General features: G+C 59.9%; 21 protein-coding genes. 5 read left to right on the top strand and 16 right to left on the bottom strand.

Going from position 1 to position 23,402, the window contains the following annotated elements:
* Positions 1 to 66 precede the first annotated feature (66 nt).
* From CLM72_RS29005 to minC, 6 genes are all read right to left on the bottom strand, one after another.
* Entirely contained in the window at positions 67 to 243 is a 177-nt protein-coding gene (locus tag CLM72_RS29005) for a hypothetical protein (RefSeq protein WP_164692207.1), read from the bottom strand.
* Between the two features lie 191 nt (positions 244 to 434).
* Positions 435 to 1,724 carry a M18 family aminopeptidase gene (locus tag CLM72_RS19035; RefSeq protein WP_105227537.1) on the bottom strand — a complete coding sequence of 430 codons (1,290 nt, stop codon included), beginning with the start codon at positions 1,722 to 1,724 and terminating at the stop codon, positions 435 to 437.
* 195 nt (positions 1,725 to 1,919) lie between these two features.
* The gene (locus CLM72_RS19030; protein ID WP_057700864.1) at positions 1,920 to 2,555 is read right to left on the bottom strand and encodes an RluA family pseudouridine synthase; all 636 of its coding nucleotides are present in this window, start codon (positions 2,553 to 2,555) and stop codon (positions 1,920 to 1,922) included.
* Positions 2,556 to 2,651: 96 nt separating this feature from the next.
* Positions 2,652 to 2,906, bottom strand: coding sequence for a cell division topological specificity factor MinE (minE, locus tag CLM72_RS19025; RefSeq protein ID WP_003175252.1), 255 nt, complete (start codon positions 2,904 to 2,906; stop codon positions 2,652 to 2,654).
* 3 nt (positions 2,907 to 2,909) lie between these two features.
* Positions 2,910 to 3,722 (bottom strand): septum site-determining protein MinD, encoded by an 813-nt coding sequence (gene minD, locus CLM72_RS19020; RefSeq protein WP_003192835.1) that lies wholly within the window; start codon positions 3,720 to 3,722, stop codon positions 2,910 to 2,912.
* A gap of 199 nt (positions 3,723 to 3,921) precedes the next feature.
* Positions 3,922 to 4,659, bottom strand: a complete 738-nt coding sequence (minC, locus tag CLM72_RS19015; RefSeq protein ID WP_003192832.1) for a septum site-determining protein MinC — start codon at positions 4,657 to 4,659, stop codon at positions 3,922 to 3,924.
* A gap of 119 nt (positions 4,660 to 4,778) precedes the next feature.
* On the opposite strand from minC, the gene CLM72_RS19010 reads away from it, so the two are divergent.
* On the top strand, positions 4,779 to 5,714 hold the full coding sequence (locus tag CLM72_RS19010) for a lipid A biosynthesis lauroyl acyltransferase (protein ID WP_105227535.1): 936 nt from the start codon (positions 4,779 to 4,781) through the stop codon (positions 5,712 to 5,714).
* A gap of 31 nt (positions 5,715 to 5,745) precedes the next feature.
* Complete coding sequence (locus CLM72_RS19005; protein WP_105227533.1) at positions 5,746 to 6,894, top strand: patatin-like phospholipase family protein; 1,149 nt, start codon at positions 5,746 to 5,748, stop codon at positions 6,892 to 6,894.
* Positions 6,895 to 7,002: 108 nt separating this feature from the next.
* On the opposite strand, the gene CLM72_RS19000 is transcribed toward CLM72_RS19005, so the two are convergent.
* The 8 genes from CLM72_RS19000 to puuE all read right to left on the bottom strand — a co-directional run bounded on the left by CLM72_RS19000 (position 7,003) and on the right by puuE (position 14,200).
* Positions 7,003 to 7,788: an outer membrane protein OmpK gene (locus CLM72_RS19000; protein ID WP_003192827.1), complete on the bottom strand. Its 786-nt coding sequence runs from the start codon at positions 7,786 to 7,788 to the stop codon at positions 7,003 to 7,005.
* A 23-nt stretch (positions 7,789 to 7,811) separates the two neighbouring features.
* Positions 7,812 to 8,183, bottom strand: coding sequence for a hypothetical protein (locus tag CLM72_RS28805; RefSeq protein ID WP_146120435.1), 372 nt, complete (start codon positions 8,181 to 8,183; stop codon positions 7,812 to 7,814).
* Positions 8,184 to 8,227: 44 nt separating this feature from the next.
* Positions 8,228 to 9,571, bottom strand: a complete 1,344-nt coding sequence (locus CLM72_RS18995; RefSeq protein WP_032896003.1) for a nucleobase:cation symporter-2 family protein — start codon at positions 9,569 to 9,571, stop codon at positions 8,228 to 8,230.
* A 195-nt stretch (positions 9,572 to 9,766) separates the two neighbouring features.
* Entirely contained in the window at positions 9,767 to 11,050 is a 1,284-nt protein-coding gene (locus tag CLM72_RS18990) for a urate hydroxylase PuuD (protein WP_105227531.1), read from the bottom strand.
* A 51-nt stretch (positions 11,051 to 11,101) separates the two neighbouring features.
* Positions 11,102 to 11,605: an ureidoglycolate lyase gene (locus tag CLM72_RS18985; protein ID WP_014719295.1), complete on the bottom strand. Its 504-nt coding sequence runs from the start codon at positions 11,603 to 11,605 to the stop codon at positions 11,102 to 11,104.
* Positions 11,606 to 11,724: 119 nt separating this feature from the next.
* Positions 11,725 to 12,720 carry an allantoicase gene (alc, locus tag CLM72_RS18980; RefSeq protein WP_017137848.1) on the bottom strand — a complete coding sequence of 332 codons (996 nt, stop codon included), beginning with the start codon at positions 12,718 to 12,720 and terminating at the stop codon, positions 11,725 to 11,727.
* Between the two features lie 41 nt (positions 12,721 to 12,761).
* Positions 12,762 to 13,277, bottom strand: coding sequence for a 2-oxo-4-hydroxy-4-carboxy-5-ureidoimidazoline decarboxylase (uraD, locus tag CLM72_RS18975; RefSeq protein ID WP_105227529.1), 516 nt, complete (start codon positions 13,275 to 13,277; stop codon positions 12,762 to 12,764).
* Positions 13,274 to 14,200, bottom strand: a complete 927-nt coding sequence (gene puuE, locus CLM72_RS18970) for an allantoinase PuuE (RefSeq protein WP_014719292.1) — start codon at positions 14,198 to 14,200, stop codon at positions 13,274 to 13,276. Before puuE ends, uraD begins: the two co-directional genes overlap by 4 nt.
* Before the next feature lie 441 nt (positions 14,201 to 14,641).
* On the opposite strand from puuE, the gene uraH reads away from it, so the two are divergent.
* Entirely contained in the window at positions 14,642 to 14,995 is a 354-nt protein-coding gene (uraH, locus tag CLM72_RS18960; protein WP_034126134.1) for a hydroxyisourate hydrolase, read from the top strand.
* A 158-nt stretch (positions 14,996 to 15,153) separates the two neighbouring features.
* On the top strand, positions 15,154 to 20,388 hold the full coding sequence (locus CLM72_RS18955; protein WP_105227525.1) for a dermonecrotic toxin domain-containing protein: 5,235 nt from the start codon (positions 15,154 to 15,156) through the stop codon (positions 20,386 to 20,388).
* Here the strand turns inward: CLM72_RS18955 and CLM72_RS18950 are convergent.
* Positions 20,372 to 21,010: a LysE family translocator gene (locus CLM72_RS18950; protein WP_034126136.1), complete on the bottom strand. Its 639-nt coding sequence runs from the start codon at positions 21,008 to 21,010 to the stop codon at positions 20,372 to 20,374. The two genes, CLM72_RS18955 and CLM72_RS18950, sit on opposite strands and share 17 nt — an antisense overlap.
* Positions 21,011 to 21,076: 66 nt before the next feature.
* Positions 21,077 to 22,423, bottom strand: coding sequence for an NCS2 family permease (locus CLM72_RS18945; RefSeq protein WP_034126137.1), 1,347 nt, complete (start codon positions 22,421 to 22,423; stop codon positions 21,077 to 21,079).
* 291 nt (positions 22,424 to 22,714) lie between these two features.
* On the opposite strand from CLM72_RS18945, the gene CLM72_RS18940 reads away from it, so the two are divergent.
* Complete coding sequence (locus CLM72_RS18940; protein WP_105229169.1) at positions 22,715 to 23,317, top strand: glutathione S-transferase family protein; 603 nt, start codon at positions 22,715 to 22,717, stop codon at positions 23,315 to 23,317.
* Positions 23,318 to 23,402 lie beyond the last annotated feature (85 nt).

Raw genomic sequence — 23,402 nt, 5'->3', positions numbered from 1 at the left:
GTCAACCTTGAAAACGACGAATTGACCGAGTGTACGAGGCCGCTATGCCCAATGCGAGCGCATTTGTCACTGCGCCAGTTTGGCGAGGATCTTGTAGAGCACGGTGCCGAGGATCAACAGCATGCCGATCCACATGCCAAACACGCCCAGAGGCTTGTCGCGAAAGTTGAAGCCGACCGCGAGCATGATCATGCCGATCACGATGGGGATCAGCATGGCGTGGAATGAGGACATTGAGATCATGGCGAGGGGCGGCCTTGTCGGACTGGAAGTTCTGACAAGTCTAGGCCGGATTGGCAGAAGTGCAGTTGATGTGAGTCAGATAGCCTTATATCTGTTTGGAAACCCATCGCGGGCAAGCCCGCTCCCACACTGAAATGCATTCACAGATCAAATGTGGGAGCGGGCTTGCCCGCGATGGGCGCGCCTGGGTCTCAGGGTAAATCGCGACTGGCGTAGAACGCCCCCAGCACCTTGACCAGATGCGCCAGGTCATGGCTGCCGCACAGCTCGCGGATCGAGTGCATGGCAAAGGTCGGCAAGCCGATGTCCACGGTGCGCACGCCCAGGTGGCTGGCGGTGATGGGGCCGATGGTCGAGCCGCAGCCCATGTCGCTGCGCACCACGAAGCTTTGCACTGGCACTTCCTGGGCCATGCACAGGTGGCGGAAGAACCCGGCGGTTTCGCTGTTGGTGGCGTAGCGCTGGTTGCTGTTGACCTTGATCACCGGGCCGGCGTTGAGTTTCGGGCCGTGGTTGGCGTCGTGTTTCTCGGCGTAGTTGGGGTGTACACCGTGAGCGTTGTCTGCCGACACCAGCAGGGATTTCTGGATGGTGCGTACGAATTCCTCACCTTCTGGCAGCAGGCGACGCAGGGTCTGTTCCAGCATCGGGCCATCGGCACCGCAGGCCGAGCAGGAGCCGACTTCTTCGTGGTCGTTGCACACCAGCACGCAGGTTTCGTCGGTGTCGCTGGTGAGCAAGGCTTGCAAACCGGCGTAACACGACAGCAGGTTGTCCAGGCGCGCCCCGGCGATGAAGTCACCATTGAGGCCGATCACGGCGGCACTTTGGGTGTCGTAGAAGCTCAGCTCGTAGTCGAGTACCACATCGGCATTCAACCCATGCTCGCGGGCCAACTGTTCGGTGAGCACGGCGCGAAAATCCACGCGCTCGTCACCGGCAAACTGCGCCAGGATCGGCGGCAGCTCGGTCTGGGCATTGATTGCCCAGCCCTGGTTGGCTTCACGGTTGAGGTGAATGGCCAGGTTGGGAATGATGGCGATCGGCAGCTTGAAATCGATCAGTTGGCTCTCGACCTTGCCATCGCGGCGGAAGGTGACACGCCCGGCCAGGGACAGGTCGCGGTCGAACCAGGGCGCCAGCAGCGCGCCGCCGTAGACTTCCACGCCCAGTTGCCAGAAGCCCTGGCGTTGCAGCTCCGGCTGGGGCTTGACCCGCAGGCACGGGCTGTCGGTATGGGCGCCGACCATGCGGATACCGTCCTGCAGCGGCGATTGGCGGCCGAGCTTGAAGGCGATGATCGAGGAATCGTTGCGGGTCACGTAGTAGCGACCGTTGGCCTCGGTGGTCCAGGTATCGCGCTCGTCGAGACGCTGGTAACCGGCCGCTTCCAGGCGTTGGGCCAGGGCGGCAGTGGCATGAAAAGGAGTAGGGGAGGCCTTGAGGAAGTCGATCAGGCCTTGATTCAACGCTTCGCGCATAAATAGCTCCAGACAGCAGTGGCGAGAGTTTACCGTATTGGCCAGATATTTGGAGTGAGCGTGCAGGGCCGAGAACCACACCAAACCCTGTGGGAGCTGGCTTGCCTGCGATAGCGGTCTTTCTGTGCCAGATGTATTGGCTGGCACGCCGATATCGCAGGCAAGCCAGCTCCCACATTTGACCGCATCAGCCCTTCAAAAAGGGGCTGGGCACTCGAAGCGCAGGCGCTCGCCGCTTTGCGGATGGGTGAAGCTGAGCATGCTTGCATGCAGGCACAGGCGTGGCCAGGCGGTCAGGGCTTGTTCATGGGCGTACAGACCGTCACCCAGCAACGGATGCCCGATGGACAACATATGCACGCGCAACTGGTGCGAGCGCCCAGTGATGGGTGTCAGTTCCACGCGGCACCAGTCGCCGCAACGCTCCAGTACTTTCCAGAAGGTCAGTGCATGTTTGCCGAACTCATGGTCGACCACGTGGCGGGGCTTGGTCGGCGGGTCATAGCGCAGGGGCAGGTCGATGCTGCCGCTGTCCAGTGCCGGTTGGCCCCAGGCCAGGGCGGTGTAGGCCTTTTCGGTCTCGCGGTCGTGAAACTGGCGGGACAGTTCGCGGTGGGTATCCGCGTCCCGGGCCAGCAGGATGATCCCTGACGTTTCCCAGTCCAGGCGATGGACGATGCGGGCTTCGGGGTAGCCGTTTTCCTGCAGGCGGGTGATCAGGCAATCCTTGTTGTCGTCGGCGCGACCAGGCACCGAGAGCAGCAGGGTCGGCTTGTTCACCACCAGGACAGCGTCGTCCTGATGCAGGATATGGATATTGGACAGCGGCATTAAACAGCCTCGTAACAAACGCCAACGGCGGCTCGCCCACCCGGTTCCCCAAAAGGGATCAAGGTGACCGAGCCGCCGTGGCGACCGCCCTTTCGATCAACGATCGGGCAGGGTGATATTGAGTTCCAGAATCGAGCAGCTGCCGTCATTTTCCAGGGCGACATGCACGTCATCGTTGCCGATATTGACGTACTTGCGGATCACCTCGACCAGTTCCTTCTGCAAGGCTGGCAGGTAATCCGGCGTGCTGCGTTGGCCGCGTTCGTGCGCCACGATGATCTGTAGACGCTCTTTCGCTACCGACGCGGTACTTGGCTTTTTGTTGGCGCGAAAGAAGTCGAGAAATTTCATTGTTTAGTTGCCTCCAAAGATACGCTCGAAGAATCCCTTCTTCTTGACATCGAGGAAGCGGTGTTCCACGGTCTTGCCCAGCAAGCGATCCACGGCATCGCTGTACGCCTGGCCGGCGTCGCTCTGGTCGTCGAGAATCACCGGTACGCCCTGGTTGGATGCCTTCAGGACGGCCTGGGATTCCGGAATCACGCCCAGCAGGGTCACGGCGAGGATTTCCTTCACGTCTTCAACACCGAGCATTTCGCCGTTGTTGACGCGCTCCGGGTTGTAGCGGGTGAGCAGCAGGTGTTCCTTGATCGGGTCCTGGCCTTCTTCGGCGCGCTTGGACTTGCTGGCCAACAGGCCGAGCATACGGTCCGAGTCACGTACCGAGGAGACTTCCGGGTTGGTTACCACGATGGCTTCGTCGGCGAAGTACATCGCCAGGTGAGCACCGGTTTCGATACCGGCCGGAGAATCGCAGACCACGTATTCGAAGGTTTCCTTGAGCTCGGCGAGAACCTTGCCGACGCCTTCTTTGGTCAGCGCGTCTTTGTCACGGGTCTGGCTGGCGGCCAGTACGTACAGGTTCTCAAGGCGCTTGTCCTTGATCAGGGCCTGTTGCAGGTTGGCTTCGCCGTTCACCACGTTGACGAAGTCATACACCACGCGACGCTCGCAGCCCATGATCAGGTCAAGGTTACGCAGACCGACGTCGAAGTCGACGATGACTGTCTTGTGGCCGCGCAGAGCGAGGCCGGTACCGATAGCGGCGCTGGTGGTGGTCTTACCCACACCACCCTTGCCGGATGTAACCACGAGAATCTTGGCCAAGGTGTTTCACCCCTAAGGAAAAAGGACTTTCGGTCCCTGAAAAACATCTCTTGGAACTCGCCGCAGGCGGACAGCCTTTGCAGGAAAAAGACGGGGTTTCCATGGGAAAACACCAACTTCCAAAAAGTCCTACACAAGTCTTGCCGGTTTCGCTTTGCTATCAGAGTCTAGAGATGCTTGGAAAATGCGGCAGTATCCGTTAAAGACGGATGATGTTCAACACATCGCCCGACAGGTTGACCTGTACCGAAGCGCCCCACAGTGGATCGCGGCGCAAATCTTCGGAAACCTTGTACTGACCCGCGATGGAAACCAGCTCGGCGGTCAACTGCTGGCAAAAAATACGTGCCTTGGTATCCCCCTTGATGCCGGCCAGGGCGCGTCCGCGCATCGGGCCGTATACATGGATGTTGCCATCGGCAAGAAGTTCCGCCCCCGGGCTGACCGAGGAGACCACCACAAGGTCGCCACCCTGGGCGTAAATCTGCTGCCCGCCGCGTACCGGCGAGGTGATGATCTTTGTAGGCCTGATCGCAGGCTCGGGTGGTTTTTCCGGTTTTTTCTTTTCTTCGCCGACCAATGGTTCCAGCGCACGCTCGCGGGCGCCGGACGGCGGCAGTACTGGCAGTTCAATGGCGATGGCGGCGGCAATGTCTTCGATGCGGCTGGCGCGGATGGCCAGGGTGCGCAGGCCATGGGAACGGCATACGCGCATCAGGCCGGGCAAATCAATCACGCCCTGGCCAGCCGGCAGCTTGTCCAGCGCCAGCACCAGCGGGGCGTTGTTGAAGAAGTTCGGCGCCAGGGCGACCTTGGCGGCCAGTTGGCGGTCCAGGGCGTCGAGGTCATTGCGGGCCAGTTCCAGCACGGTAATGGCGAGCATGCTGCCTTTTAGCTGGAACACGGGATCTTGGTCTAGCGGTTCGGTTTGGCTCATGGTCGGCGAAAGCGGCTTGTCACGAAAAGTGTCGAGACTTATAACGAGAACACTCACCCGCCGCAAGCCGAGTCGAACCGTTGTAGAATGCGCGGCCCTTGTCTTTACCGGAATCTGTAATGGATCGCCCGCGTTTTCGAGCTGTATTTCTTCACCCGCGTTTTTGGCTGCTATGGCTGGGGCTCGGCCTGCTGTGGCTGGTCACCCAGTTGCCGTACCGGGCATTGTTGACCATTGGTCGCCTGCTCGGTGCGGGCATGTACCGTGTGGCGGGTGATCGTCGCCGTATCGCAGCGCGCAACCTTGAACTGTGCTTCCCGGAAAAATCCGCCAAGGAACGCAAACGCCTGCTCAAGGAAAACTTCGCTTCCACCGGTATCGCCTTCTTTGAAATGGCCATGAGCTGGTGGTGGCCCAAGCCGCGCCTGGCGCGCCTGGCCCATGTCGAAGGGCTGCAACACCTCACCCAGGCACACTTGGAAGGCAAAGGCGTGATCCTCATGGCCTTGCACTTCACCACCCTGGAAATCGGCGCGGCGCTGCTGGGGCAGAAGCACACCATCGATGGCATGTACCGCGAACACGGCAACCTGTTGTTCGATTTTATCCAGCGCCGTGGCCGTGAACGCCATAACCTCGATTCCCTGGCCGTGGAGCGTGACGACGTGCGCGGCATGCTCAAGCTGCTGCGCGCCGGCCGCGCCATCTGGTACGCGCCAGACCAGGACTACGGCGCCAAGCAAAGCATCTTCGTGCCGCTGTTCGGCATCCAGGCCGCCACCGTCACCGCCACCAGCAAGTTCGCACGCCTGGGCAAGGCGCTGGTGGTGCCGTTTACCCAGGAGCGCCTGGCTGACGGCAGCGGTTACCGCCTGGTGATCCATCCGCCGCTGACCGACTTCCCGGGTGAAACCGACGAGATCGACTGCCTGCGCATCAACCAGTGGGTCGAAGCCTCGGTGCGCGAATGCCCCGAGCAATACCTGTGGACCCATCGCCGCTTCAAGAGTCGGCCGCCGGGTGAGCCCAAGCTGTACGAAAAGCGCCGTCGATAATCCCAACCCCTTCTCACCATGGAGTGACGCAATGCGCCCAGCGGAACCGGTCACAGGCTTGATTCTTTCCGGCGGCGGGGCGCGAGCGGCTTATCAGGTGGGGGTGCTGGCGGCGATTGCCGAATTGCTGCCGCCAGGGGCAGCGAATCCTTTTCCGGTGATCGTCGGCACCTCCGCCGGCGCGATCAATGCGGTGAGCCTGGCCAGTGGGGCCAGTGACTTCTGCGCGGCTGTCCAGCGGCTGACCGCATTCTGGCAGGGCTTTCGCAGCCATCAGGTGCTGCGCAGCGATTGGCCGGGGGTGATACGCCAGGCCAGTCGCTTCCTGATCCATAGCCTGTTGGGCCTGGGTCGCCAGGTGCCGGTGGCGTTGCTCGACAGCTCGCCACTGTGCGACTTGCTGCAAGCGCGCTTGAACCTGGACGGCATCGACGAGGCGATCCGCCGCCAGCACTTGCAGGCGGTGGCGGTGACGGCCTTTGGTTATGAGTCCGGGCAAGCGGTGACCTTCTATCAGGGCGGCGGCACCATCGATGCCTGGCTGCGCCATCGGCGGATCGGCGTGCCGACCCAACTGACGGTGGAGCACTTGCTGGCGAGTTCGGCGATTCCGCTGTTGTTCGCTCCGGTCAAACTCGATGAAGAGTACTTCGGCGATGGCGCAGTGCGGCAGTCAGCGCCCATCAGCCCGGCCTTGCACCTGGGGGCCAGCCGCGTATTGGTCGTCGGTGTGAGCGGCAACCCAAGGGGCAATGAAGCCTCGACGCAACGCACCTACACCGGCCAGCAACCGACCCTGGCGCAAATCGGCGGGCACATGCTCAACAGCACCTTCATTGACAGCCTGGAAAGCGATATCGAGCTGCTGGAGCGCTTGAACCAGTTCAGCCGCGTCGTGCCTGCGGATGCGGCGGTGCAGGGCCTGGCGCCGGTAGAGGTGTTGGTGATTGCCCCCAGCCAGCCCATCGATGAAATCGCCGCGCGACATCGCCAGGAATTGCCGGCGGCGTTGCGTGTGTTTTTACGCGGGCCTGGGGCAACCAAGACCAGCGGGGCAGGAGTGTTGAGCTATCTGTTGTTCGAGGCGGGATATTGCAGTGAGTTGATCGAACTGGGGCGCAAGGATGCGCTGGCCAAGCGCGAAGAAATCACCCGTTTCCTGGGCCTGACGCCGAACTGAATGTGGGCGCTGGCTTGCCTGCGATAGCGGTATGCCAGCCAACACTGCTGGCACAGACATATCGCGATCGCAGGCAAGCCAGCTCCCACAGGGAACCACGATCAACCTTTAGAAGTGGTATTTGACCAGGAAGCTTGCTGTGTCCTGAGTCGTTTTGAATGCCCCCGAATCCTCGATCCCGTACTTGTTCTTCCAGTAGTCGTATTCAAAACCCACATACAACTGCTTGTCGCCCCAATGCAGCGCCTTGCCCAGGTCGTATTTGACCTGCGGGTTGAAGTGCAGGTTGGCGTGATAAGTGCCGCGGGCGTTCTTGTCGTTATCCACCACCCAGTCCATGAAACCGTCGATCAGCACGTCGGAATTGCCCACGGGAATAGTGTAGGACCAGACCGGAGTGATCTGCCACACGCCGTCACCCGGACGATTGCCCTCGGTCTGGCGCTGGTAGAAGTTCAACTGGAAGTAGTCGAAACCGGGGATGTTCAAGTCGAATGCCGGACCCAGCAGGTAGGACTCGTTATCGCCCTCGCCGAACTCATAGGTGAAGGCCAGCAGCACGTCCTTGATCGGGCCGAACGACAGGTCCTTGTCCAGGATCTTGCCGAACGACAAACGCGGGCTGAACTCGCCGTAGTAAGTATTCGGGCCGACATTGCCGTCTTCCTTGCCGTTGTAAAAGATACGGTCGAGGAAGAAGAAGTTGTCGCCGTACTTCCATGCGTCGGCATGTTCGAAGGTGACGGTTTGCTGGATCTGCGGGTTGACGGTAAAGCTCTTGCCCCACAGATAAGTCAGGCTGTTGTTTTGCCACTGCAACAAGTCACCGGCGACGGCCTGGCCACCGGCCAACAGTGATCCTGCCAGCATCAGGCCTTTGAACATGGGTTTCATTCGGTTGCTCCCGAGTTAAAGTTTTATGGTTTTTTTTCTTCTACGCAGGCGCTCTGGTATGGCGCCTTTTGGTTCGCTGCAAAAATCGTCTGTTCGGTCAGCTTTGATGCTTTTAGCAAGAGCTGCGCCAAGGTGTTTAAAAAGCCAAAAAATCCCCGTCGGCTGCAGCGGATGCAGTCGAATTCAGGGGACTTTTGCGCACTTTGGCAGCAAACATCAGGCCGGGATAAGTTGGCCTTGAGGTCAGCTTTTACATTCGCTGTTTTTTTTTGAGTCGATTCGAGCGGGCGCGGAGAATACTGGCTCCCAGGCCTGGGCTCAAGTGCGCTGTAACAGAGCGCGAGGGGCAAGAATGGGGCGCGGCGTGTGGCCGGCCCCATGTCAAGGTTGTGCATGTGGGGGTTCCCTGTTTGTTGTTATTTTTGTACTAACAAAGGAATCAATGCGTATGCGCGACTTCGGGGCGCTCAGCGCCGCCGAGGATGTTGAACAGGATGTTGAGCGACAGCGCGCTGAGGGTGGCCATGGCGATGCCGCTGTGGGTAATCGGGCTCATCCACAACGGCAGCTGTGCGAAGAACTCCGGGCGTACCACGGGGATCAGGCCCATGCCGATACTCACTGCCACCAGCAACTGGTTACGGCGGTCGGCGATGTCGGCTTCCTGCAGAATCTTGATCCCGGTTGCCGCCACCATCCCGAACATCGCAATCGCCGCGCCGCCGAGCACCGCAGGTGGAATTGAAGCCACCAGATAGGCCGCCTTGGGCAACAGGCTGAGCACGATCAAGAACGCGCCGGCCATGAGCGTGACCGAGCGGCAGCGCACGCCGGTCATCTGCACCAGGCCGATATTCTGCGCGAAGGAGGAGTGGGTAAAGGTGTTGAAGAAGCCGGCAAAGAACGACGCGCCGGCATCACACAACAGGCCGCGTCGCAGCATCTTCGGCGTGACCTCCTGGCCGGTGATCTTGCCCAGGGCGAGGAACATGCCGGTGGACTCGACAAAAATGATCACCACCACCAGGCACATCGACAGGATCGGCGCCAACTCGAACTTGGGCATGCCAAAGTGCAACGGCGTCACCACCTGCACCCACGGCGCCTGGGCCAGGCCACTGAGGTCGACCATGCCGATCACACCACATAGCGCGTAACCCAGGCCCATGCCGATCAGTACCGAGATGTTCACCCAGAAGCCGCGCATGAAGCGGTTGATCAGCAAGATCGTGGCCAGTACCAGGGCGGCAATCGCCAGGTAGACCGGCGAGCCAAACGTGGCGGCGGCGCTGCCCCCGCCGGCCCAGTTCACCGCCACGGGAAACAGCGAAAGGCCGATGGCGGTGATCACCGTACCGGTCACCAGCGGCGGGAAAAAGCGCACCACCTTGGACATGAACGGTGCGATTAGCATGCCGAAGAACCCGGCGGCGATGGTCGCGCCGAAGATGCCCTGCAAACCGATGCCGGGCATGCCGGCCATGGCGACCATGCTGCCCACGGCGGCGAAACTGGCGCCCATCATCACGGGCATGCGGATGCCCATGGGGCCGATGCCGAACGACTGCACCATGGTGGCGATACCGGCCACCAGCAGGTCGGCGTTGATCAGAAAGGCGATTTCTTCACGGCTCAAGCCGGCGGCCTGGCCAATGATCAGGGGCACGGCGACGGCACCGCCGTACATCAGCAAGACGTGTTGCAGGCCTACCAGAATCAGTTGCAAGAGGGGCAGCCGCACCATGGCGGGCGCGGCAGGAGTCTGCGTTTCTAACTGGGACATGCAACACCTCGAATCTTTTTATTTTTGTGTTGTTTGGCATTCAATTGCCGGATGAAACTTAATCTTCAAGCCATCACTGATCTCCCTTGTGGGAGCTGGCTTGCCTGCGATGGCGGTGTGTCAGTCACCGAAAGCGTTGGTGATCTGCCGCTATCGCAGGCAAGCCAGCTCCCACATGGGAACGGTGTGAAACAGTCAGTTGGTACGGGCCCCCTGATTGATCCAGGTGCCGATCAAATCCCGTTCCTGCTGGGTCATCTGGGTAATGTTGCCCAGCGGCATGATCTGGCTGGCCACGGCCTGCGCTTGAATCCGCGCCGCCTGCTGTTGGATCTGTGCCGGTGTGTCGAACATCACCCCAGCCGGGGCCGTACTGAACAGCGGGCTGGTGGGCTTGGCCGAATGGCACACGGTGCAGCGTTGCTCGATCACGTGGTGCACCTGGCCGAAGTCCGTGGTGGCCTGGGCCGGTGCCGGTTCAGCGGCGGGTGCGGCAGGCGCGGCCGGTTTCAAGCCACCGCCCAGTGCGGTTTCTGGCAGGGGTTGGTACTCGATGGCAGCCGGTGCCTTGGCAATCGGTTCAGCCGGCTTGGGCCCGGTCACGTAGGCCAGGCTGATCATCGCCAAGGCGCCCACGGGCAAGGTCCATGCATACTTCTGGCTGTCATGCCGGGTGTTGAAGTAATGGCGCACCAACACTGCTGCCACCGCGATACCGGCCAGGATCAGCCAGTTGTATTGGCTGCCATAGGTGCTCGGGAAGTGGTTGCTGATCATGATGAACAGCACCGGCAAGGTGAAGTAGTTGTTGTGGCGTGAGCGCAGCAGACCTTTGGCCGGCAGCGCCGGGTCGGGCGTGCGGTTCTCGGCGATGGCCGCCACCAGCGCGCGTTGGGCCGGCATGATGATACGGAACACGTTGCCCACCATGATCGTGCCGATCACTGCACCCACGTGCAGGTAGGCACCGCGGCCGCTGAACACCTTGCTGAAGCCGTAAGCCGCCGCAATCAACAGCACGAACAGGATCAAGCCGAGCAGGGCGGGGCGTTTGCCCAGGGCCGAGTCGCACAGGAAGGAGTAGATGAACCAGCCGGCGAACAGTGAGCCGATGCCCAGCAACACGCCTTCGGTACCGCTGAGGCTGCTGCCGGGGGCGAGCAGGTACAGCGTCGGGTTGAAGTAGAACACCACGCACAGCAGCGCGACGCCCGACATCCAGGTGAAATAGGCTTCCCATTTGAACCAGTGCAGGTTGTCCGGCATGGTCGGCGGGGCCAGTTTGTATTTTTCCAGGTGGTAGATACCGCCACCGTGGATCGCCCACAAGTCACCGGCCAGGCCGTTCTTGGGGTTGACGCGATTAAGGTTGTTTTCCAGCCAGACGAAGTAGAAAGAAGCGCCGATCCAGGCGACGCCAGTGATCATGTGAACCCAGCGCACGCTCAGGTTCAGCCATTCCAACAGATGTGCTTCCACAGTCTTTACCTCTCGCCTGTCACCCTTGTTGTCGGGTGATCAGACCTTCTCTTATTGGTGGGGGGCGAGGATCAACCGCTCATCCTCTTTGAAAAAATGCTCATCGCAGTTATTGCCTGTGCCACTGCGATCAACCACCAGGAAGTCATCCCGCTTTTCGATCGTCAGCACCGGGTGGTGCCAGACGCCGCGATGGTAATTAATGCCCTGCCTGCCGTTGGTGACGAAGGCGCGGACCAAGCCCGATACAGGTTCATCGCCAAGTGGCGCGACCACGATCAGAAAGGGGTTGCCGAGCAGCGGAATGAACGCCTGGCTGCCCAGCGGGTGTCTCTCCAGCATGCACACGGTCAGCGGCATGTCCTGCGCGTCGGCGCGGAAGATGCTGATGATGGCGTGGTCTTCCGGTTTCGCGGTGTCGACCGTGGCCAGTTTGTGAAAGCGCATGGTCGACCCGTTGTTGATCATGAAGTGATCGCTGCCATCGGTTTCGATAACGTCTCCGAAGGGGGCGAAGGCTTCTTTGGTCAAAGGTTCGATCATCAGTGTGCGCATGGCTGTCTTCTTATCCGAATACTGTGTTGTTTGGTCTATTGCTATCGCGGGCAAGCCCGCTCCCACATTTGGAATGCATTCACCTGTGGGAGCTGGCTTGCCTGCGATGGGGTCACCGCTTACTTGGCGACTTTGCCCAAAACCCGCAGGCGACTCACACCACCATCCGGGAACACGTTCAAGCGGATGTGGGTAATCGGCCCCAGCGCCTTGATCTGCTCGGCGAAGGTGTGTTCGGCGTGCATTTCCAGCTTCTGCGCCGGCAGCAGTTCGCGCCAGAACAGCGACTGGGTTTCGATCTGGCTGTCGGTGCCGCCTTTCACGAAGGCGCCCTGGATCGAGCAGGTGTCCGGGTAGTTGCCCTTGAAGTGCAGGGTGTCGACCACGATTTTCTCGATCTCGCCCGGGTGGCCCAGGGCGACGATCACCCAGTCATTGCCTGGCGTGCGACGACGCGCGGTTTCCCAGCCATCGCCCATGTTGATGCCGCGGCCCGGGTTGAGGATGTTGCTCATGCGGCCGAAGTGTTCGTCGGAACAGGCCAGGGCACGACCGCCATTGAGCGCGGCGGCCAGGTCGACCTGTTCGTTGTCGCCCACCGAAGACCAGTCGCGGAACGGCACGCCGTACACACGCAGACGGGCCACGCCGCCATCCGGGTAGATGTTGAAGCGCAGGTGGCTGAACGCCTGGTCGTTGTTGATCTCGTGGTAGTGGTGGCTGTTGCCTTGCAGCTCGACGGCCGACAGCACTTCCACCCACTGGGTGTTGGCATCCGGCTCGCCCGAGGCCAGGAAGCAGGCTTCCAGGGAAGCCGACGGCGGGAAGTTGCCGGTGAAGAATGAAGTGTCGATGTCCACGCCTTTGATCGAACCCGGCACGCCCAGGCGGATCACCGCACTGTCGTAGCCTTCGAAGCGCTTGCGGCGTGACTCCCAGCCGTCCATCCACTTGCCGTTGTCATCGAAAACGCCCTCCTTCCACACGGCCGGGGTCGGCTGGAACAGGCGGTTGGCGTCAGCGAACCAGTCATCGGTCACCGAGATGATCTTGGTGCCCAGGCGGGCGTCGGCCAGGTTGACGAACTTTTCGAAAGGTACGGCGTAAGCTTTCATTCTTCTTGTCTGCCTTAGATAGAGTGGCTGGGGATGGACTGCTAGAGGGTCAGTAAACGGAACAACGCGATCTTGTTGATCTCGTCCAGCGCGCACTTGAACTCGGTGTCTGCCGAGTTGTGGATGCGCGTTTCGAACGCGGCGAGGATCTGATGCCGGTTGCTGCCTTTTACCGCCATGATGAAGGGAAACTTGAACTTGGCTTTGTAGGCCTCATTCAGCTCGGTGAAGCGAGAAAACTCTTCGGCCGTGCATTGGTGAATACCCGCGCCCGCTTGTTCATCGGTGCTGGCTTGGGTCAGTTGGCCCTGGACGGCAGCTTTTCCGGCCAGGTCCGGGTGAGCATTGATCAGCGCCAGTTGCGAGGCGTGATCAGCACTCAACAGGATATCGCTCATGCGCTGGTGCAGGGTTTCGATCTGGTCGATCGACGCGTCCTGGCCCAGGTCGAAGGCCCGTTCGGCCACCCATGGCGAGTGTTCGTAGATATCGGCAAAGGCCTGGACGAAGGCGTCGCGGCTCAAGGTCGAAGGTTTCAGGGTCTGGAACGCAGTCATTTCGCCGCTCCCGGGAAAGGGTGGGTTTGGTGCCAGTGACGGGCGATGTCCACGCGACGGGTGAACCACACCTGATCATGGCCTTTGACGTATTCAATGAAGCGCTTGAGCGAGGCCAGGCGTGCCGGGCGACCGATCAGGCGGCAATGCAGGCCGATCGATAGCATCTTCGGCGCTTCGGCACCTTCGGCATACAGCACGTCGAAGGCATCCTTGAGGTACTCGAAAAAGTCATCGCCCTTGTTGAAACCCTGCACCTGGGTGAAGCGCATGTCGTTGGTGTCCAGGGTGTAGGGGATCACCAGGTGCGGCTTGCCGTTCGGGGTGTTGGGTTCCCAGTAGGGGAGGTCGTCGTCGTAGGTGTCGCAGTCGTACAGGAAGCCGCCTTCCTCCATCACCAGGCGACGGGTGTTGGGGCCGGTGCGGCCGGTGTACCAGCCCAATGGGCGTTCACCGGTGAGTTCGGTGAGGATGCGGATGGCTTCGAGCATGTGCTCGCGCTCCTGGGCCTCGTCCATGTACTGGTAGTCGATCCAGCGGTAGCCGTGGCTGCAAATCTCGTGGCCGGCGGCGACCATGGCGCGGATCACATCCGGATGACGCTGCGCGGCCATGGCCACAGCGAAGATGGTCAGCGGGATGTCGAATTCTTTGAACAACTTGAGGATGCGCCACACACCGGCACGGCTGCCGTACTCGTACAGCGACTCCATGCTCATGTTGCGCTCGCCTTGCAGCGGTTGAGCCGAGACCATTTCCGAGAGGAAGGCTTCCGACTCTTTGTCACCGTGCAAAATGTTGCGCTCGCCGCCTTCTTCGTAGTTGAGTACGAACGACAGCGCAATGCGTGCCTTGCCCGGCCAGTGGGGGTGAGGAGGGTTACTGCCGTAACCGATCAGGTCGCGTGGGTAGTCAGCGCTCACTGCAGTCTTCCTTCTTGTTCGTGGTAGCAGGTGTGTGTGGCGTCCGGGCAGTGAAATGACTGAGTGGCGTCACAGCGATGAGTGATTGTATACAACTTATTGCAAACTTTGTAAGCCTGCATTTCTGCATTTTTTCTGAACGGGCTCTCTACGGGTCTCTGCAAGAAACTTGCCTGAGTGGTCAGGTTAAAATGAAAAAGCCCACTGCAGGAGCGAGCTTGCTGGCAAATAACCTGAGGGCGCCACTTTTCACCCTGAAAGCCCGCGTCATCGTTGGCGTTTTTCGCGAGCAAGCTCGCTCCTACAAGGGATTGGAGGGCTGTTGAATTAATTGTGTACAATTTTTCTGAAAAGTGTCTTAATCAGCCATCGCCGGCTTTTTCACTGCCCTGAAAGAGTGCGGGTTTCTCTATGACTGACTTCGGGAGGCGCATAAAAGCCATGGGACGTTTGACCACACACGTTTTGGACGCCGCGCACGGTTGCCCCGGCAGCGCAATCAAGGTTGAGCTGTACCGCGTCGAAGGTGCGCAGCTTGAGCTGGTCGCTACCGCCACCACCAACAGCGACGGCCGCTGCGATGCGCCGCTGTTGCAAGGCGACGATTACCGCAGCGGTGTCTACCAACTGCAATTCAACGCCGGCGATTACTACCGCGCCCGTGGCGTGCAGCTGCCGGAGCCGGCTTTCCTGGATGTAGTGGTGCTGCGCTTTGGCATCAGCGCCGAGCAAGAGCATTACCATGTACCCCTGTTGATTTCGCCTTACAGCTATTCCACCTATCGCGGTAGCTGAGTCGTCACCTCGCTTCATACCCCCAAATGCTCTTCGTTGGTTTCGCCCGCGCACACTGCGGGCTTTTTTTCGCCCGTGGTGTGTTCAACTATCTAACGCCTTTTGAGCCGCGACGCTGCCTAGGCTGGTGTTTGTCCTTCCATCAAGAAGAAAGCACCATGACTTCAGCCATCGGCAACATCTATTCAGATGATCCGGATATCACTGCCGAACGCGTGCAGCAGCACATGCGCGATCAACTGACTCGGCGCATCAACACTCATCCCCAGCCCGGCCGCCTGGTCAACCAGCTCGCGCAGGCCGACCGGCGGTGTTTCCAGTCGACCAGAGTGCTCGCCCGCTTGATAGGTCATGCGCCCCGGGTTCTGGGAGTGATTCGTGCCGCGCTGCGCAAGGAATTTGAAATTGACCCCGACAGCCTGCTGTTTACCCAGGCGGCATTGCCGGGAGCGGCCGCTAAAGTTGACAGTTTGACCGACCGGGCGCTGCTGTCGCTGGCATTGCCTTCGGTACCGGACAACCTCAATCAATTCACCTCCTTGAGTGTCAAGGGCGATCCAAACCGTCGGCTGCCGTATACGCCTTTGCAGGTGTTGCGACGCATGATCGCGATGAACCTGCTGGAGCGGCTGCCTCAAGCGGTAACGGAATATTGGCAGGCTTTGGCGCATGGATCGTGGCACACACGTCAGGAACGCTGGGCTGAATCATACGCCGCAGCTTTTGCCGAGCAGGCTTTCATGGCACGGCAACTGGATGAGATTTCCATTGCGGGAATGACCCTGGTCCAGCAATTGGTGGATGCCCCCGACACCGAGGCGCGCCAGCGCGCCGGGGGCAGTTGGGCCAGCGTGCGGGTAAGCCAATTGATGTGGCCAGGCTTGCCTGCAGTCGCGATTCCCGGGGCACTGCATATTTATCGAGACGGCGACCCCGAGGGTGCGCCGCATGTGATTTACCTGCCGGGCGTGGCCCGCCATTTTTACGAGTATCCGTCGTTCTTCTCGCTTCAATGCGGCCTGTTGGCGTTGACCAGTCAAACGCTGTTCGATGAACTCTGGCAATGCTTGCCATTAAAGCGTCGTCACCAATTATGCAGACCTGATCACCTGAGCCCAGCCTCCGTTGTCGTGCGTGGCGCGGCGGTGACGGAGGATGCGTTGGCGCTGAGCGCCCGGGCGTTGCTGGATGGCCAATGGGCGAATGAGTTGGCCTGCGCGCTGGCGATCAATCATGCGCATGTGTTCGCTGCAAGCAGGCCGCGGCCTGAAACGTTGTCGGCCACAGCCTTTCTCCGTTCGATCGAGCAAGCTCGCAAACGGCTGGCAGGCAGCGCCCGGCTGCACAACGTGTGCGACCAATTACTTACCTGGGACCGGCAACGACGGCAGCCGGAAATCCTGTTTGCCAGTGCGATGCCCGAGCTGGCCCGGCTTACGGCAGAGCAACAGGTCAAACGCTATGAAAAGGGCTTGGTTGGGTTGCTCAACCAGGATGATCTGAGTGCGCAGAGCGCGGCGTTCGAACAGGTGTTGGCGCTCGAGCGCCAGCGCAAGGAGCACACGCAGGTGCTGAGCGCACAGATCAAGGATGCGCAGCATGAACTGTTCGATTTGCCGTTCTGGCTTGCGCGCCCTGGGGGAGGGCGCAGGCGTGCTGCGCTGTTTTTGCGCGCCCAGGTCGAAGCATTGCGCTGTGAGGTTGAGTTGCAACACCAGCTCAAGCTCATATCCACGGCGCATCGTGACGTGATTAGCGAAGTGCTGGACCAGCCTGCAGCGCGCAAACGCCCTGGCAGTCAAACCCAGGTGCTGTCGGTCTCGGTGGGCAGCGCGCCGGATGCCTTCTATCCGCTGCATAACCTGTGGGTGGTGACGCGAGTGACCGCGCTGAAAAAACCGGCAGGGGCAATTCCGGTGGTGCTGTATGCATTTGGAGACTATGGCGGGCTTATGGCTTTTTCCGGCCTGGAGGCGCTGACGCAGGGGCTCAAAGCGACACTCGGCAGCAGTGACTATTCCAGGTTATGGGGTTGTGTCGAACGGGATAAGCTCCACGACTTGCGCGCCCATGCGGTGCGCAACACGCTGGCTGTGCGTTACGAGCCTGTCGACATCAGCCCCACTGGTCTCTCGCTGAAAAACCTGGTGATGTACTACGCAGGTTTGAGCAAACGCATCGGTGGCATGGCGGGGCTTTTCGGCGAGGTGAAGGATGCGATGGTCAGCCGCTTGTTGTGGGTGGTCGAGCTGCACCAACATCTCGCGTTTCCTCCCAACCATGCTTTGAGCCAGGCGTTGGCCAATGTAGACGTGCTGCGTAAAGTTGCGCTTGAGATGAAAAGCTCCCCAGCGTGGCTGGCCAGCGCAACGCCTACCCAAGTCAAACAATTCCAACGCCTAAAGCGCAGGTACCTGGGCAGTGCCGCTGCCGCTGAAAGCGGGCTCGTGCAGATCCTGCCTGACCTGGACACCTTCGCCCGCAGTGCGTTGATCGCTCGTTTGACTGAAGACGGTTTTTACCCGGAACTGGACATCGACAAGCCGTTGATCGACTTACCGGATGACACCTACAGCAGTTTTTGTGGCCACGAAAGTCGCTGCATGCCGGGCGATCGCAAAGTCATCGTGACACCCAGCCTCAAACGCCACACGTTCAGCATGCTGCAACTGGCGTTGCATAACCTTGACTCGCAAGCACCCTGGACACGCCCGCGATTGACACGCGGCCGCTATCTGCAACCGCAGTGGCGCCAGCGACTGAACGCCGATTATCTGATCAACACCGTGTCTTCGCTGGATATCGGCGGTCATTACGCGATACGGGCCCACCGTGCATTTTACCCTGCGGGGGCGAGCGGTCAGAGGGAAGAACGTATCCCTGTGCTGATAAATCGCACGTTGCGGGACTGCGCGCAGATGCAGCTTTTTTCGGCGACCGCCCAGGGTTTGAGCGCCCCGGCGCAGAGCCTGTTCAAGGTTGCAATGGCAGCCCGCACGGCTGAGGACCTGTTAAAGAACGGGCATCGGCTGACGCTCAGTGTGGTTCATCTGGTAGGACACACGATGCTGCATGATCGTTACATCGCAGGCATTGTGGTGATGGCGGACCAGGCCAGCGGACGCTGCGTGGTTTACTGGCCGGCCGCGCCCCACGCGTTGGTCATCAGCGAATACACCGGTGTGGAAATGGCCCTTGCGGCGCTCAATCGTATGGCTGTAGAGCCCGATTACGTTAAGGTTCTGGCGCGACAGGTTGCACCGGGTTGGGCATTCGAGGCCATTACCCATAACGTCGATGCAACAAATGAGAACAGCTCGATTTCTGACGTGGATTATATCCTCGCCGGTTTTTCGTTCATCGCAGGCGTGTGGAAGGGCTATGAGTTTTTCCGCTCATTCAAAATCACGCACCTTGAGCCTACGCCAGCGGTCAGTGAAATCGAAGCGCTGATCCACGAGCAGATTGCCAGTGCACCGTCGAACTGGTTGGCGGTGGTGCCCACCACCTACCGTGACGCCATGGCACTGCTGCACGCGGCCAGCTCGCTGGAGCTGCAAGGGCGGGTTCAAGCCGTCAGTAACTCCAGCTGGATGTTGGCGACTTATCGGGTTCACCGCCTTGAAGAGCAGAGCGAGGCCACCAGGCGCGGGTTGCTGGGTATTTTGATTCCGTTTTTCGGGAAGGTTAACGCCTTCCACGAGTTGCTGTTGGCTGCCCGACGCTATCATCGCTTTGGTGACCCTAACGATGCCGTGGATGTGGCGTTCATGACCCTGTTTCTGGCGGTCGAACTGGCGACAGACTTTGCGCCTGTTCCCAAAGTGAAGGGCGGTAAGGTCACAGGCATGCGTTCGCCGATGAAGGTTCTGAGTCGTATCCGTCGCTTGCCGATGGCAATGCGTAGTCATTTGCCCAGCGCGTCGTCGTCGCTGGTGGCGCAATCGAAGCTCTTGGAGCGTTTCAGAATCAAGGGTAAGCCCGAGGGCGCCGTAGCGTTGAAAGGACCGGGCAGGCAAGGCGTGCATGTCAAGAACGGCGAGCAGTTCGTCGCGGACGATACGCACCATTACCCGGTTTACCAGCGTGAAAACGAAGAGGTATTTCGCCTGCGAAATAGCCGGGAACCGGGGCTGGATGAGTTGGTCCTCAACATTCAAGAGCCTGAAGAGTGGTTGTTGGGCATGAATGCGCCACAACCTGGGCCCAGCTCCGGGGTGCATAACCCATGGCCCGTTTCCCCATTGCCGGATTGGCAACCCCCTCGTACGCGCACGGCTACTGAGAATCGGATTGTTCAGTCACGTACAACGGACACCCAGTGGCTGAGTTGGGGAATTCAAGTCAACCGCAGTCAAATTGTGGACTTCCCTGCGCCTGGAGTGTTTGAGGTTGGTGCAGCTCCCAGAGGTTCTTCGCTCAATGCCAGGTTTTTACGCGTGGCTCCTCCTTATACCGACATCCAGGATCCGAACAGCGTTTTTTACCGGATGCTCCCGCAGGGTGATCGTGCACCGTTGAACGGCCTGGTGTTTATCACCCGAAATGAGCCACCGGGGCGATCCGCGCTAACCGATATCATGCGCTGGACAAGCACTGATATTCGCGACCAGCCTATTCCCGTATCACGCTTGCCTTCAGGTGGGTGGCAAAATCATCCGGCACTGTTCGACAGGCCGTTGAGGCACTATGTGAGCATGGCCTTTCCCACCCTGACGAATGACGCTCGAACGTTTGCCGTCATAAGGTTGGTTGAGTTGTCAGGTCCTTCCCGGGCTGCCACGGCAAGCCATTTGCTCGACATCCGCGCGACGCTGGACGAATGGCTACCTGCGCCTCCTGCGAGGAGCGGCCAAACGGATGATTTACTCCGGATGTTGCGACCTAATGAACGGCGCAGCGAATATCTACACATCGGTTTTGAAGGCAAGGCGCCCGGCTTCACGCGTGTTGACTTCATGCCGCCTCATCCGTTAGACCCGAGCCTGCAATATGCTGTCAGACCGGTCAGGACGCAGAGGCTTGAAGCAGAGCGCGCCGCCGTCAGAACCGTGTTGGAGCAGCAGGGGTACCGCGTTGAGGACTTGTCTGTGCGACGCCCAGGGTTACCTCTTGGAGAAAGCAGTATTGAATCAGTCGTGACTCATCCCCGTTCGAGCACAATTTACTACGTGGCCTACCAATGGTTTGAGACAGGGCGAATTCGCGTGAGAACGAAGCTTTCGGACAAGTGGGTTCGGGTAGCCATCAACTCCCACCCTGACTCTCTTTTATTAAGGGCGGTTGACAACGCGATGCAAGAACAACGCTTGGTGCGGATTGCGGCCGGCATCCAGTGGCCCACAAAGGGACAGCTGGCCCCCACTGTTTATTTCGTCAAATTGATCCCTTAGCGTTGATGAGAGCCATTGCACCGGCACCGCCAAACAGCGCGGCGCTGGTGCGGTTGAACCAGCTCTGGCCCGAACCGCTGCGCAAATACCGCGCGGCGCCATGGGCGCCCAAGCCGTAAGCCAACTTGCATAACAGGTCGAGCACCGTCCAGGTGGCGATCATGATCAACAATTGCGGTAAAAACGCCTGCTCGGCGCTGAGAAACTGCGGCAGGAAGGCCGCGAAAAACAGGATGTCCTTGGGGTTGCTGGCCCCCAGTACGAAGGCCCGGCCAAACAACGCACCAAAGCGCGGCACAGCCGGGGACTGTGGCACTTCGGCGCCTGCGCTCGGCAGCCGCGATTGCTGCCAGCTTTGCCAGGCGAGGTAGAACAGGTACAGCGCGCCGACGATCTTCAGTGCGCTGAACAATTGCTCGGATGCCAGCAACAGCGCGCCGAGGCCAAGTGCCGAGGCGCTCAGCAGACAGATCGAAGCAAATACGCCGCCCAGAAACGCCGGGTAAGAGCGGCGCAGGCCGAAGTTGAGGCTGTTGCTGATCATCAGCAATGACAGCGGGCCGGGGATCAGAATCACCACCAGCGCAGCGCCGCTGAACAACAGCCAGGTATCCAGGTTCATCTACAGTTCTCCCTTACGTGCAAAAGCCCCACCCGAAGGTGAGGCGGTTTCTCAGCCCTTCCTGAACTACAGAAAGATGAACTTGGCGATAAAGATCGCGCACAGCACCCACAGGCTGATGGAAATCTCGCGGTACTTGCCGGTGCCGGCCTTCAACGCCACATAGGTGATAAAGCCCAGGGCGATTCCGTCGGCGACCGAAAATGTCAACGGCATCATGATCGCGGTCACGATGGCCGGAATGCTGTCGGTGGCTTCATCCCAGTTGATATGGGCCATGCTCGCCATCATCAGCATTGCCACGTAAATCAATGCGCCCGCCGTGGCATAGGCGGGAATCATGCCGGCCAGCGGCGCGAAAAACATCGCCGCCACAAACAGCACGCCTACGGTCACGGCAGTCAAGCCGGTGCGGCCGCCGGCAGCTACACCAGCAGCACTTTCCACATAGCTGGTCACGGGCGGCACGCCAACCATGGCGCCGAACACGCTGGAAGCACTGTCGGCCTTTAATGCACGAGACAGGTTGTCGATCTTGCCGTCTGCCTTGACTAGCCCGGCGCGTTGGGCAACGCCCATCAGTGTACCGGCAGTGTCGAACATGTGTACAAAAAGAAAGGCAAATACCACGCTTATCATGCTCACATTGAACACACCCATTACGTCCATGGCCATCCAGGTCGGTGCCAGGCTCGGTGGGGTAGAGAGAATGCCGTTGTAATGCACCAGGCCCAGGCCCCAGCCCGCCAGGGTCACGGCGATGATGCTGATCAGGATCGCGCCGAATACGCGGTGGTAACTGAGGATGGCGATCAGCAGGAAGCACACCGCCGCCAGCAGTGGGGCGGGTTCATGCAGGGAGCCGAGCTTGATCAGGGTGGCCGGGCTGTCGACGATGATGCCGGCGGTTTTCAGGCCGATCACCCCCAGGAACAGGCCCACGCCCGCGCCCATGGCATGACGCAGGCTGACCGGGATACTGTTGAGCAACCATTCGCGGATACGCGACAGCGTCAGGATCATGAACAGCACACCCGAGACAAATACCGCACCGAGGGCGGTTTCCCAGTTGTAGCCCATGGTGCCGACCACGGTGTAGGTGAAAAACGCGTTCAAGCCCATGCCCGGCGCCAGGCCCACTGGCCAGTTGGCGTACAGGCCCATCAACAGGCAGCCCAGCGCGGCGGCGATGCAGGTGGCGACGAAAGCCGCGCCGTGATCGATACCGGCATCGGCCATGATGTTGGGGTTGACGAAAATGATGTAGGCCATGGTGATAAAGGTGGTGAGGCCGGCGATCAGCTCGGTCTTCACTGTGGTGCCATGCAAGCGCAGTTTGAACAGGCGCTCCAGCCAACCGCCTCGGGGCGCGGCCAGATCCAACGTAGGGGCTTCGGTTTTACGGCTATCCACAGCGAGTACTCCTCAATCGTTTTATTGTTATTTCCAGCGCCGGTTACATGAGTGGGCAACCGCGCTTTGAGGTACTGGCGGGCTTTGTTGACCAAAAGGTCAGAAACTCGCACGAGGCGAATTATGCTTTTGTATACAAATAAAGCAAATAATGTTTTCGATTGTCTCGGCGAAAACGGATGAAAGGCCCAGGCCAAGGGATTTATTCTGCACGACGCCTTGAAACAAGCCTTCGATACCCGCACCTTGTGGGCGCAAGCATTCGGTCAGCGCGGCGAAAAGGGGAGCCCCATGTACAAGGTTTATGGCGATTACAAGTCGGGCAATTGCTACAAGGTCAAATTGATGCTCAATCTGTTGGGCATCCCGTATGAATGGATCGATATCGATATCCTCAAGGGCGATACCCAGACCCCGGCGTTCCTGGCCAAGAACCCCAATGGCAAGGTCCCGGTATTGGAGCTCGAAGATGGCACCTGCCTGTGGGAGTCCAACGCGATCCTCAACTTCCTCGCCGATGGCAGCGAATTTCTGCCGACCGAACCGCGCCTGCGCACGCAAGTCCTGCAGTGGCAATTCTTCGAGCAATACAGCCACGAGCCCTACATTGCGGTGGCGCGGTTCATTCAGTTTTACCTGAACATGCCCGAGGATCGGCTGGAAGAATACAAGACCACCCACAAAGGCGGTTACAAGGCCTTGAGAGTGATGGAGCGTCAGCTTCAAGCCACGCCTTATTTAGTGGGCGAGCAATTTTCCATTGCCGATATTGCGTTGTATGCCTACACCCATGTGGCCCATGAAGGCGGCTTTGACCTGGCGCCGTATCCGGCGGTGCAGGCGTGGTTGCAGCGGGTGGCCAGTCATCCTCGGTATGTGCCGATGCTCGACTGATTCACTCGGTCCAATGTGGGAGCTGGCTTGCCTGCGATAGTGTCACCCTGGTGCCCCGGCTAAACCGAGGTGTCTGCATCGCAGA

The organism is Pseudomonas sp. MYb193 (genome assembly GCF_002966775.1).
Lineage (GTDB): Bacteria > Pseudomonadota > Gammaproteobacteria > Pseudomonadales > Pseudomonadaceae > Aquipseudomonas > Aquipseudomonas paracarnis.
This window is presented reverse-complemented; position numbering and strand designations above follow the sequence as displayed.

Coding starts and splice junctions, on each gene's coding strand:
- CLM72_RS29005 (WP_164692207.1), bottom strand. CDS start 243: ATGATCTCAATGTCCTCATTCCACGCCATGCTGATCCCCATCGTGATC.
- CLM72_RS19035 (WP_105227537.1), bottom strand. CDS start 1,724: ATGCGCGAAGCGTTGAATCAAGGCCTGATCGACTTCCTCAAGGCCTCC.
- CLM72_RS19030 (WP_057700864.1), bottom strand. CDS start 2,555: ATGCCGCTGTCCAATATCCATATCCTGCATCAGGACGACGCTGTCCTG.
- minE (WP_003175252.1), bottom strand. CDS start 2,906: ATGAAATTTCTCGACTTCTTTCGCGCCAACAAAAAGCCAAGTACCGCG.
- minC (WP_003192832.1), bottom strand. CDS start 4,659: ATGAGCCAAACCGAACCGCTAGACCAAGATCCCGTGTTCCAGCTAAAA.
- CLM72_RS19010 (WP_105227535.1), top strand. CDS start 4,779: ATGGATCGCCCGCGTTTTCGAGCTGTATTTCTTCACCCGCGTTTTTGG.
- CLM72_RS19005 (WP_105227533.1), top strand. CDS start 5,746: ATGCGCCCAGCGGAACCGGTCACAGGCTTGATTCTTTCCGGCGGCGGG.
- CLM72_RS19000 (WP_003192827.1), bottom strand. CDS start 7,788: ATGAAACCCATGTTCAAAGGCCTGATGCTGGCAGGATCACTGTTGGCC.
- CLM72_RS28805 (WP_146120435.1), bottom strand. CDS start 8,183: ATGCACAACCTTGACATGGGGCCGGCCACACGCCGCGCCCCATTCTTG.
- CLM72_RS18995 (WP_032896003.1), bottom strand. CDS start 9,571: ATGTCCCAGTTAGAAACGCAGACTCCTGCCGCGCCCGCCATGGTGCGG.
- CLM72_RS18985 (WP_014719295.1), bottom strand. CDS start 11,605: ATGCGCACACTGATGATCGAACCTTTGACCAAAGAAGCCTTCGCCCCC.
- alc (WP_017137848.1), bottom strand. CDS start 12,720: ATGAAAGCTTACGCCGTACCTTTCGAAAAGTTCGTCAACCTGGCCGAC.
- uraD (WP_105227529.1), bottom strand. CDS start 13,277: ATGACTGCGTTCCAGACCCTGAAACCTTCGACCTTGAGCCGCGACGCC.
- uraH (WP_034126134.1), top strand. CDS start 14,642: ATGGGACGTTTGACCACACACGTTTTGGACGCCGCGCACGGTTGCCCC.
- CLM72_RS18955 (WP_105227525.1), top strand. CDS start 15,154: ATGACTTCAGCCATCGGCAACATCTATTCAGATGATCCGGATATCACT.
- CLM72_RS18950 (WP_034126136.1), bottom strand. CDS start 21,010: ATGAACCTGGATACCTGGCTGTTGTTCAGCGGCGCTGCGCTGGTGGTG.
- CLM72_RS18940 (WP_105229169.1), top strand. CDS start 22,715: ATGTACAAGGTTTATGGCGATTACAAGTCGGGCAATTGCTACAAGGTC.